Below are 9,576 nucleotides of genomic sequence, written 5' to 3'. Positions count from 1 at the left end.
CATGCCACAAGTACAATGTTTAGAACCAACCATTGCCATTTCGGCAAAGGTTAATAAAAACAACATCCACCATAGCCGTGGACGAGGCCGAGGAGAGCACAATGGCAATGAACAGTCGCGCCCTTCAGGAAACCGCGCTGCGCTACTTCCTGGCAGTGGTGAAAAACGGCTCGATCAGCGAGGCATCGCTCAAGCTCAACGTTGCGGCCTCGGCGATCAGCCGCCAGATCGCCCGGCTCGAAACCGAGCTCGACACCCAGCTGTTCGAGCGCCGCGCCAGGGGGATGGTGCCGAGCGCCGCCGGGGAGCTGCTCGCCGCCCATGCCAGACGCATGCAGCTGGAAACCGACCGGATTGCCAGCGAGATCCAGGCACTGCAGGGGCTCGAGCGCGGCACGGTGCGCCTGGCCAGCTCGGAAGGGTTCGCGGTGGATTTCATTCCCCTGGCGATCGCCCGGTTTCGGCGGCGCTATCAGGGTATCCAGTTTCGGCTCAGCGTCAGTTCGCCGGCCGAAGTGACGCGCCGGATACGTGAGGGTGAGGTGGATATCGGACTCACGTTCAGCCTGGCGCCGGAGCGCGACATCCAGGTGGAATCGCGTCAGCGATCGCGCATTCAGGCACTGATGGCCCACGACCACCCGCTGGCCGGTCGACGCGAGGTGAAGCTGTCACAGTTGCAGCCCCACCCTATCGCCCTGCCCCCCCCGGAGACCACGCTACGCCAGCTGTTCGACATCTGCTGCAGCCAGCAGAACCTGATCTTCGAGTCCGTCTTCACCAGCAACTACACCGAGGCGCTGGTCAACTTTGCCATGCTGGGCGGGGGCATTGCCCTGGCGGGGGAAATTTCAGTTCGCCACCGCCTGCTCCAGGATCGCGTCGTGGCCGTGCCGATCCGCGATGCCGGCATGGATGCACGACACGTGGAACTGCAGACGTTGGCCAATCGTACGCTGCCGGCGGCTACCGCCGCATTCGTCGAGCACCTCAAGGGGATGATGGATGCCGACAACCCGTGACAACCTTCAGCCTGCGTGGCACTTCTTGAATTTCTTGCCGCTGCCGCAGGGGCACGGATCGTTTCGGCCGACGTCCTTGAGCGTGTTGCGCACCGGCGCTTGCGCTTCATGGTGATGATGCTGGCAGTTCGGCCCGTGAACGTGCCCGGAAGCACCATGACCATGGTCGTGGCTGTGATCGTGATCGTGCTGGCAGTCCGGGCCGTGGACGTGAGATTGGGTCATGAAGCGCTACCGTAACGAGTGGAGGATAACCGACGCGCGATTATCCCCCACCGGGCGACACCGCGCCATTGTCTCGCGGGCCGATGACCTTACTTGATCTCGATCTCGACGAAGACGAACTCGAAGTCGTTGGCATTGATCACGTTATGCTCGGCACCACCCGGTCGGTAGTAGGAAACGCCCGCTTCCAGCGTCGAGAAGGTATGGCCGTCGAGGGTTTCGAGATCGAGCTTGCCGGTAGTCTGCGGCACCACGACATAGTCGCGATCATGCGCGTGCCAGCCCGTCTCGGCGCCAGGCGGGAATCGCCACTCGGTCACCACGACACGCTCATTGTCGATCTGTACGGTTGGCTGGGCCTGGGGGCGTGAAGCGCTCATGCAGCAACTCCTCTGTCGAAATCGGGGGACGAGCATCGGCGCGATGACGCCGATACCCGAGGGGGTCATCAATAGCCGTGGCGCTCGAGGATTGCTTCCTGATCCTGCGCCGGATGGCCATAGAACCTCAGCAGCTGTTCCGCCCGGTTGGTGAAGAAGCCGTCGACGCCGCGCTGCCGGTAGCGTTCGAAGTCGGCCGGCTCATCGACCGTGTAGAGATGCACCAGCATGCCGTCGTCGTGAGCCATGCCGACCATCCATGGCTCGGCCAGCTCCATGTAGCTGAACTGGCTGCTAAAAGGTCCATCATGCTCGGTCTGGACCGCCGACGGGCCGATCCCGATCGCGCCATGATCCCTGGCGAAGTCGAGCCAGGACCGGAAGGCTTCCGGCGAGGCCACCTGCTGGCGCGCGTAGTAGTCGGCGTTGCTCTCGTCCTCACCCTGCGGCTCGCTTGGCGCGGCCTCGATGCCGCCCTCGCCCAGCCACAGCAGCAACACCCGCGGCACCTCCGGCATGGTCTGCTCCAGGGCTTCGAGGCTGGCCCTGGAGAAGGTCTGCATGACCAGGCGTCCGGGGCCGTCGCCCACTTTTACCGCCCCGCCCCCCGCAGCCGGCCGAGTCTTGGCGGCACCGCCCAGCCAGCCACGCGCCTCGAGCTTGTCGCGCAGGTCCTGCTCGATCCCCGGGAACTGTTCGGGCACCTTGGTCTCGATATAGAGCCCCGGATGGTTGTCGCCGTTTTCGGCGATGTCGATCACCTCGTCCAGGGTCAGGATCTCGAGCCCCGAGTAACTGTCGCGGGCGCGCTCCGGATAGCTGGCATTGAACCAACTGCCGGCGTCGAGCTGCTTGAGTTCGTCCAGCGTGAAACTCGACACCGGCGCGTCGGCCCGGTCGGGGAACACCTCGGCCACGTCGGTATTGCGGCCCAGGGTATTGTCATGGACGGCCACCAGTACGCCGTCACTGGTGCGCTGCAGATCCAGCTCCAGGTAGTCGACTCCCAGGTCCCGCGCCAGCAGATAGGCGGGCCGGGTCGATTCCGGCGCCTGGTAGGACGCCCCCCGGTGGGCGATCACCGCATCGCAGGGTATCGGGATCTTGGTGCAAAGCGTCGAACCTTGGGGGCTCGCCCCGTCGTCGGCCTGGGCGGCCGCGAACGGCAGCATCAGGCTCAAGCCGCAGATCCGCAGCCAGTGTCGCTTCGCCTTGATCATCGTCGTCTCCTCGGGGATTGTCGGGGTGCTGCGGCGACTGCTCCAACATCGGCTAACGCATGATCTCCACGTTATACCGCGTGGCGGCCATCAACTCGCCGAAAGCGGTCACGGCCGCTTCCACATCGCGCCGGCGCATCGCCGCCAACAGCGTCAGGTGGTGCGGAAAACTGGCGTCGAAGACCTGGTTTCTGTCCTGCGGCGTCTGCCACGACACATAGAGCTCGGAGTGAATCGAGCGTATCAGTTCCACCAGCACCTGGTTGTGACTGGCGCGATAGATGGCGAGATGGAACGCCGAGTCCGCCTCATGAACGCGCAGAAAATCGTCGGCGGCACGGGCGACCTGGTAATCCGACAGGTACTGCGCCATCTCGTCGAACTGGGCCTCGCTGGCATGCCGGGTGGCCAGCGCGATGGCCTTTTCCTCCAGCACCAGGCGTACATCCAGCATCTCCAGCAGGTGACGCCGCGCATCCGTCACGTGCAGTCGCGAGAACAGGCGGAAGGTCTGCTGGTCGCTGACGTAGATCCCCTTGCCGTTGACGACCTGGATCACGCCCTCGGCCTCGAGCCGCTTCAGCCCCTCCCGTAGCGTGGAGCGCCCCACCTGCAGACGCTGCATCCATTCGGCCACCGACGGCAGTCGATCCCCGGCCACCAGCCGCTGCTCGGCAATATAGCTGCCGATCTCGCCGGCCACCGTGTCGGATAAGTAAAGTCTTTTCATCACTGTCCCGCTGATGCCGCTGGGCGGCCGTAGGCAAAAACGGTAACCACAAACCCGCTTAGGTTCAATTGAAGCGCCAGTCACCCTGTGATAATCCTACCTATCAGACAGGCTGACACCTGAATTGTCCACGACCCGAACTCTCTGCTCACCGACCCTGGCGATTTTCATGACGCTCAACGACAACGCCTCCGAGGCCGCTCGGGATTCCGAGATCTGCACCCACGCCTTCGAGGAGCACGAACGCTATGAGGGGGCGATCGCGCCCCCCATTTATCAGACCAGCCTGTTCACGTTCCCGACGCTGGAGCGCTTCACCGAGGTGATGCGCGACGAGCGCAGCCATTTCGTCTACAGCCGCGGCCTCAACCCGACCGTCAAGCTGCTCGAGGACAAGCTCGCCGCGCTGGAGCGGGGGGAGATGGCCAAGGCCTTCGCCTCGGGCATGGGCGCGATCAGCGCGACGATGATGACGCTGCTCGACCAGGGCGACCATGTGCTGCTGGTCAACCAGGCCTACGGCCCGACGCGCCAGCTGCTGGAGCAGATGGCACGATTCGGCGTGAGCTTCAGCGAGACCGGCGGGAGTCGCGGCGAGGTCGAGGCGGCTCTGCGGGACGATACCCGGTTGATCTACATCGAGAGCCCCTCATCGATGCGCATGGCGCTGGCCGATCTCGACGGTATCGCCGAACTGGCCCGAAGCCGGGGCGTGCTCACCGCCATCGACAACACCTGGGCGACCCCGCTATACCAGAAGCCGCTGACTCACGGCATCGACCTGACCCTGCATACGCTCTCCAAGTACATCGGCGGCCACAGCGACCTGGTCGGCGGAGTCGTCGTCGGCCGGCGGGAGCTGGTGGCGTCGATCTTCGAGCACGGCCACCAGTTGCTGGGAGCGGCGCTCTCGCCCCACAGCGCCTTCCTGGCCCTGCGCGGCCTGCGCACGCTACCGATCAGGATGCGCCAGCACCAGGCCAACGTGCTGGAAGTCATCCGCTACCTGGCGACCCAACCCTCGGTGACGGGGCTCCACCACCCGTGCCTCGCCACCGGCGAGCAGGCGGCGTGGGCCGAGAGACAGCTGAGCGGCCACGCCGGACTGCTCAGTTTCGAGATCGTCGATCCGTCCTATGTCCGCATCGCCGGTTTCATCGACACCCTGCGCGTCTTCCGCATCGGCGTGAGCTGGGGCGGCTACGAGTCGCTGGCCATCTCCCAGCGCCAGCCCGACGACACCGGCCCCGCCCTGATCCGCCTGGCGATCGGCCTGGAGGACGTGCAATCCCTGCTCGACGATCTGGAGCGCGCCTTCCGCACGCTGCAATAATCCCGCCACGTCAACCGGAGACGCCACGATGGCCACCACCCGACAACAACAACCCGGGTTTCTCGCCTCGCTCGGACTACTGCTCGTCATTGCCGCCACCATCATCTACGGCATCGTCATCGCAGCGTACGAAACGGAGATGGTATTGATCACCGTCGGCGTCCTGTCGACGCTGTTCGCTGTCGCCCACGGCCGCCGCTGGGACGACATCATGACCATCCTCGCGGACAAGATCCGCACCGCGACCATCGCCATCCTGGTGCTCTACAGCATCGGGCTGATCATCGGGACCTGGCTCGTGGCCGGCGCCATCCCCTACTTCATCTACTATGGGCTGGAACTGATCGACCCCGGCTATCTCTACGTCATGGCGTTCGTCGCCACTGCCATCGTCTCGACCTGCACCGGGACCTCATGGGGATCGGCAGGCACCATTGGCGTAGCGATCATGGGGATCGCGGGGGCCATGGAGATCAACCTGGCGATCACCGCCGGCGCCGTCATCTCGGGAGCCTACTTCGGCGACAAGCTATCGCCGCTCTCCGATACCACGATCATGGCCTCCATGGTGGTCAAGGTGGACCTATACCGCCATATTCGCTACCTGATGTTCACCTCGGTGCCATCCTGCCTGGTCGCGGCGCTCGCCTACTGGGTGCTGGGCACCAGCCTCCATGGCGATGCCCAGTCGCCGGCCATCGCCGCCACCACCACCCAGATCAAAGAGCTTTTCACCCTCAATCCGATCCTGCTGCTCCCGGCGGTCATCATTCTGACCGGGTCGGTGCTCAAGAAGCCGACGCTGGTGGTGCTGTTCGCCTCGACGCTGTGCGCCATGCTGCTGGCGCTGTGGGTACAGGGTCTGCCGCTGTCGGTGGTGGTCCAGGCCGCCGTCTCCGGCTTCAGCGTCGACATGCTGCCCTCTGCCCAGGCGGGAGAGATCAACGACACGCTGCGGACACTGCTGGAACGGGGCGGCCTCTACAGCATGCACGGCACCGTGCTGTTCGTGTTCTGCGCGTTCTTCTTCGCCTCGGCGCTGGAGGCCTCGGGAGCGCTCCATGTGGTTCTCCACCGGACGCTGGAGCAGGTGCGTTCCGCCGGCGGCACCATCCTCGCCTCGCTGATCGCCGGCCTCTGCATCATCTTCGCCACCGGCAACAGCTACGTGACCTTCTTCCTGACCCGCGAGATCTTCGCCGACCAGTACGCCAGCAAAGGGCTTCATCCGCTCAATCTCTCGCGCAGCCTGGAAGACGGCGGCATGATCCCCGAGCCGCTGGCGCCATGGACGGTTTCGGCGGTCTACATGGCGGCGACGCTCGGCGTATCCACGCTCGACTACGCCCCCTGGGCGCTGTTCAACTATCTCGGGATCGTGTTCTCGGCGCTGCTGGCGATCGCCGCGCCATGGACCGGCAGTTTCGGCGTACGCCGACTGGCGCAGAAGGGAAATCCGCCTCGCGCTCGGGTCAACGGGGTTGCGGCGGCGGGCGATCCCCGCTGAGTCTCCCCGACCCCCATCGCCGAGATGGCGATGGGGGTCCCGCGATCACGCCCAGGCATTGACGTTGTCGGCATCCTCGAAATCCGGCCGCTGCGGGTGAACGACACAGAACCGGTGGCCGGTCGGCGCCTCCATGATGGTCCAGCGCTCCAGCCGCTCGACCACCTGCGCACCCAACCCCTCCAACCGGGCCACCTCCGCCTCGATATCGTCGGTCTCGATATCCAGGTGAACCCGACTGGGGTGATCCACCTGCTGTATCAGCACATCGGGCTGATCCGGAGGCGTGGCCAGCTTGCCGTATTTCTCATCGGTCTCGTGACAGGGCCAGCCCAGTGCCCGGGCCCAGAACTCGATGGCGGAAGACTTCTCACCGCCCTGGCTGTCGATGACGAGTCCCGCCAGACGACTCTTGTGCATTTCGTTCTCCTCTCCGTCATGCAGATTCAAAAGGCGTATCACTCCCCAGCATAGCCAGCGTCGGGCACGACGACCTCCCCCGATCGACGCCCACCGCCCCAGTCAGTCCTCACTTCGCCGGGAGCCCTTTTCGCCCCGGCCCCGCCCCGAGTTCGAATCCATTCATGCCAGTCATCGCAACGGGATGGCGGAGGCGGCGCACATGCGTTAAGCTGCGGGCCCATTGCCGTTATCTGTCTGACCGTCGTCACGCGAAGCTGAAAGAGTCGACGACCCTCCATTTTGCCGCCTCCAGGCGCATCAGCCAGCACTGGCATTCCCCGGTAGAGCGTAGCCGCTTCGCTTCGCCATTCGCCGCGACCTAGAGAATACCGAATGAGTTTTGCCTCACTGGGCCTTAGCGCCCCGTTGCTGAAAGCCGTTGCCGAGCAAGGCTATGACACCCCCTCCCCGATCCAGTCACAGGCGATTCCCGCCGTCCTCGAGGGAAGAGACGTCATGGCGGCCGCGCAGACCGGCACCGGCAAGACGGCGGGTTTCACCCTGCCGATCCTTCACCGCCTGTCCCAGGGCGATCGCCCCCGCGCCGGTTCACAGATTCCGGTACGTGCGCTGATCCTGACCCCGACCCGTGAGCTCGCCGCTCAGGTCGGCGAGAGCGTGGCGACCTACGGCAAGCACCTGCCGTTGAAAAGCGCCGTGGTCTTCGGCGGCGTCAAGATCAACCCGCAGATCGCTACCCTGCGCCAGGGCGTCGACATTCTCGTCGCCACCCCTGGCCGCCTGCTCGATCTCTACCAGCAGAAAGTGGTTCGCTTCGACAAGCTCGAAGTGCTGGTACTGGACGAAGCCGACCGCATGCTCGACATGGGCTTCATCCATGACATCCGCAAGATTCTGGCCGTACTGCCCAAGCAGCGCCAGAACCTGCTGTTCTCGGCGACCTTCTCCAACGATATCCGCAACCTCGCCAAGGGCCTGGTCAACGATCCGGTCGAGATCTCGGTGACACCGCGCAACGCCGCCGCGGCGACGGTGAAGCAGTGGGTCCATCCGGTGGACAAGAGCCGCAAGCCGGCGCTGCTGTCGCACCTGATCCAGACCCACCAGTGGCAACAGGTGCTGGTCTTCACCCGCACCAAGCACGGCGCCAACCGCCTGACCAAGTATCTCGAGGGCCAGGGCATCGAGGCCGCGGCGATTCATGGCAACAAGAGCCAGAACGCCCGCACCAAGGCACTGGCCGACTTCAAGAGTGGCGGCGTCCGCGCCCTGATCGCGACCGATATCGCGGCGCGCGGGCTGGATATCGATCAGCTGCCGCAGGTGGTGAACTTCGAACTGCCCAACGTGGCGGAGGACTACGTCCACCGCATCGGCCGTACCGGCCGTGCCGGCGCCAGCGGCCAGGCCGTCTCGCTGGTGAGCCTGGACGAGAAGAAGGAACTGGCCGGCATCGAGCGCTTGATCAGCCAGCGCCTGAACAGCGAGGCGGTGGCTGGCTTCGAACCCACACCCGGTGGCGGCCCCAAGGTCGACGAGAACGAAGGACGCCAGCCCCGCGGCGGCCAACGGCGTGGCGATGGCGGCCAGCGTCGCGGCAACGGTGGTGGTGGCCGCGGCAACAATGCCGGCGGGCGAGGTAACGGCGGCGGTCGCGGTGGCAATTCACGTCGCAGCGAAGGCCGTGGCGCCTCCTCGGGCCAGGGCGGGTCGCAAGACGACAACCGTGGCAACCGCATCGATAGCGACAACCGTGGCAACCGCGGCGGCGATGCCCCGGCCCAGCGCCGTCAGCGCTCGCGCGGTGGCCAGCGTCGCAGCGGCGGCGGCGGCGGCGGCGGCGGCACGTCCAACGGCAACGTCTGATACCCGGCCCTCAGGGCCGGCCCCAAACGACAACGCCACCGTCATTGACGGTGGCGTTGTCGTATCCGGACGTCGGATCCTCGCCGAGGCGCGGCCCGGCGCTCAGTCGAGCACGATGAGCCGGTTGGGCAGTTCATTGCGCTCGTGGGTCGCCGGCACATGGGCCTCGAGCAGCTCGCCACAGCTATCGATGCAGTCGAGAAAGCCCTGCAACGTCTCGCCGGCTTTGACGCGAGCGGTGAACGCCTCGACGATCGCCTGCCAGGTATCGTCGCTCAAGCGTGCCGAGATGCCTCGATCGACGAGGATCTCGACGTAGCGCTCGGCCTCGGAGACGAAGATCAGCATGCCGGTGCCCGCCTCGGTGTGATGCAGGTTCTGCTCCAGGAACTGGCGCCTGGCCAGGTTGGAGGCGCGCCAGAAACGCACATGCTGCGGAATCAGTCGCGTCAGCACCGGCGGCAGCCGGAACACCACCGCCAGCACGATGAAGACCAGCCACTGCGCCAGCAGCAGATACCAGGCGCTGCTCCCGCCCAGCCACCCCAGCCAACTGGCGATGACGCTCAGCGCGCCGGGGACGATGAGCGCCGTCAGTCCGGCCCACAGCAGCGGAATATAGGTGTAGTCGTCGGCCTGACGCGCCAGGACGGTGACGACCTCGGCATCGGTGTCGCGCTCGATCCGCGTGATCGCGTCGCCGACTTGCCGCTGTTCGCTTTCACTCAATAAAGCCATGCTGTCGTTATCCTGTCGTCTACCAGCCACCGGACGCGCCGCCGCCGCCGAAACCACCACCACCGCCGCCGAAGCCGCCGCCACCGAAACCACCGCCGCCGCCGAAGCCGCCGGAACCGCCGAGGGCGCCGC

General features: G+C 65.4%; 10 protein-coding genes. 4 read left to right on the top strand and 6 right to left on the bottom strand.

From position 1 onward, the window contains the following. Positions 1-101 precede the first annotated feature (101 nt). Complete coding sequence (locus Q0602_RS02555; protein ID WP_298838473.1) at positions 102-1,022, top strand: LysR family transcriptional regulator; 921 nt, start codon at positions 102-104, stop codon at positions 1,020-1,022. 6 nt (positions 1,023-1,028) lie between these two features. Here Q0602_RS02555 and Q0602_RS02550 read toward each other — a convergent pair whose 3' ends face one another. From Q0602_RS02550 to Q0602_RS02535, 4 genes are all read right to left on the bottom strand, one after another. Then, positions 1,029-1,247, bottom strand: a complete 219-nt coding sequence (locus Q0602_RS02550; protein WP_298838471.1) for an SEC-C metal-binding domain-containing protein — start codon at positions 1,245-1,247, stop codon at positions 1,029-1,031. A gap of 89 nt (positions 1,248-1,336) precedes the next feature. Beyond that, complete coding sequence (locus Q0602_RS02545) at positions 1,337-1,627, bottom strand: cupin domain-containing protein (protein ID WP_298838469.1); 291 nt, start codon at positions 1,625-1,627, stop codon at positions 1,337-1,339. Positions 1,628-1,695: 68 nt separating this feature from the next. Continuing rightward, entirely contained in the window at positions 1,696-2,847 is a 1,152-nt protein-coding gene (locus tag Q0602_RS02540; protein ID WP_298838467.1) for a glycerophosphodiester phosphodiesterase, read from the bottom strand. A 52-nt stretch (positions 2,848-2,899) separates the two neighbouring features. Next, on the bottom strand, positions 2,900-3,577 hold the full coding sequence (locus Q0602_RS02535; protein ID WP_298838465.1) for a FadR/GntR family transcriptional regulator: 678 nt from the start codon (positions 3,575-3,577) through the stop codon (positions 2,900-2,902). 169 nt (positions 3,578-3,746) lie between these two features. Here Q0602_RS02535 and Q0602_RS02530 point away from each other — a divergent pair, with 169 nt between their 5' ends. Both Q0602_RS02530 and nhaC read left to right on the top strand, forming a co-directional pair. Next, positions 3,747-4,910 (top strand): aminotransferase class I/II-fold pyridoxal phosphate-dependent enzyme, encoded by a 1,164-nt coding sequence (locus tag Q0602_RS02530; protein WP_298838463.1) that lies wholly within the window; start codon positions 3,747-3,749, stop codon positions 4,908-4,910. Between the two features lie 28 nt (positions 4,911-4,938). Beyond that, positions 4,939-6,417: a Na+/H+ antiporter NhaC gene (nhaC, locus tag Q0602_RS02525; RefSeq protein ID WP_298838457.1), complete on the top strand. Its 1,479-nt coding sequence runs from the start codon at positions 4,939-4,941 to the stop codon at positions 6,415-6,417. A 45-nt stretch (positions 6,418-6,462) separates the two neighbouring features. Here nhaC and Q0602_RS02520 read toward each other — a convergent pair whose 3' ends face one another. Beyond that, positions 6,463-6,837, bottom strand: a complete 375-nt coding sequence (locus Q0602_RS02520) for a VOC family protein (protein WP_298838454.1) — start codon at positions 6,835-6,837, stop codon at positions 6,463-6,465. Between the two features lie 375 nt (positions 6,838-7,212). On the opposite strand from Q0602_RS02520, the gene Q0602_RS02515 reads away from it, so the two are divergent. After that, on the top strand, positions 7,213-8,706 hold the full coding sequence (locus Q0602_RS02515) for a DEAD/DEAH box helicase (RefSeq protein WP_298838450.1): 1,494 nt from the start codon (positions 7,213-7,215) through the stop codon (positions 8,704-8,706). Between the two features lie 102 nt (positions 8,707-8,808). Here the strand turns inward: Q0602_RS02515 and Q0602_RS02510 are convergent, their stop codons facing one another. Continuing rightward, positions 8,809-9,444 carry a TPM domain-containing protein gene (locus Q0602_RS02510; protein WP_298838448.1) on the bottom strand — a complete coding sequence of 212 codons (636 nt, stop codon included), beginning with the start codon at positions 9,442-9,444 and terminating at the stop codon, positions 8,809-8,811. Between the last annotated feature and the right edge of the window lie 132 nt (positions 9,445-9,576).

It is taken from the genome of uncultured Salinicola sp., assembly GCF_937921195.1.
Classification (GTDB): Bacteria; Pseudomonadota; Gammaproteobacteria; order Pseudomonadales; family Halomonadaceae; genus Salinicola.
This window is presented reverse-complemented; position numbering and strand designations above follow the sequence as displayed.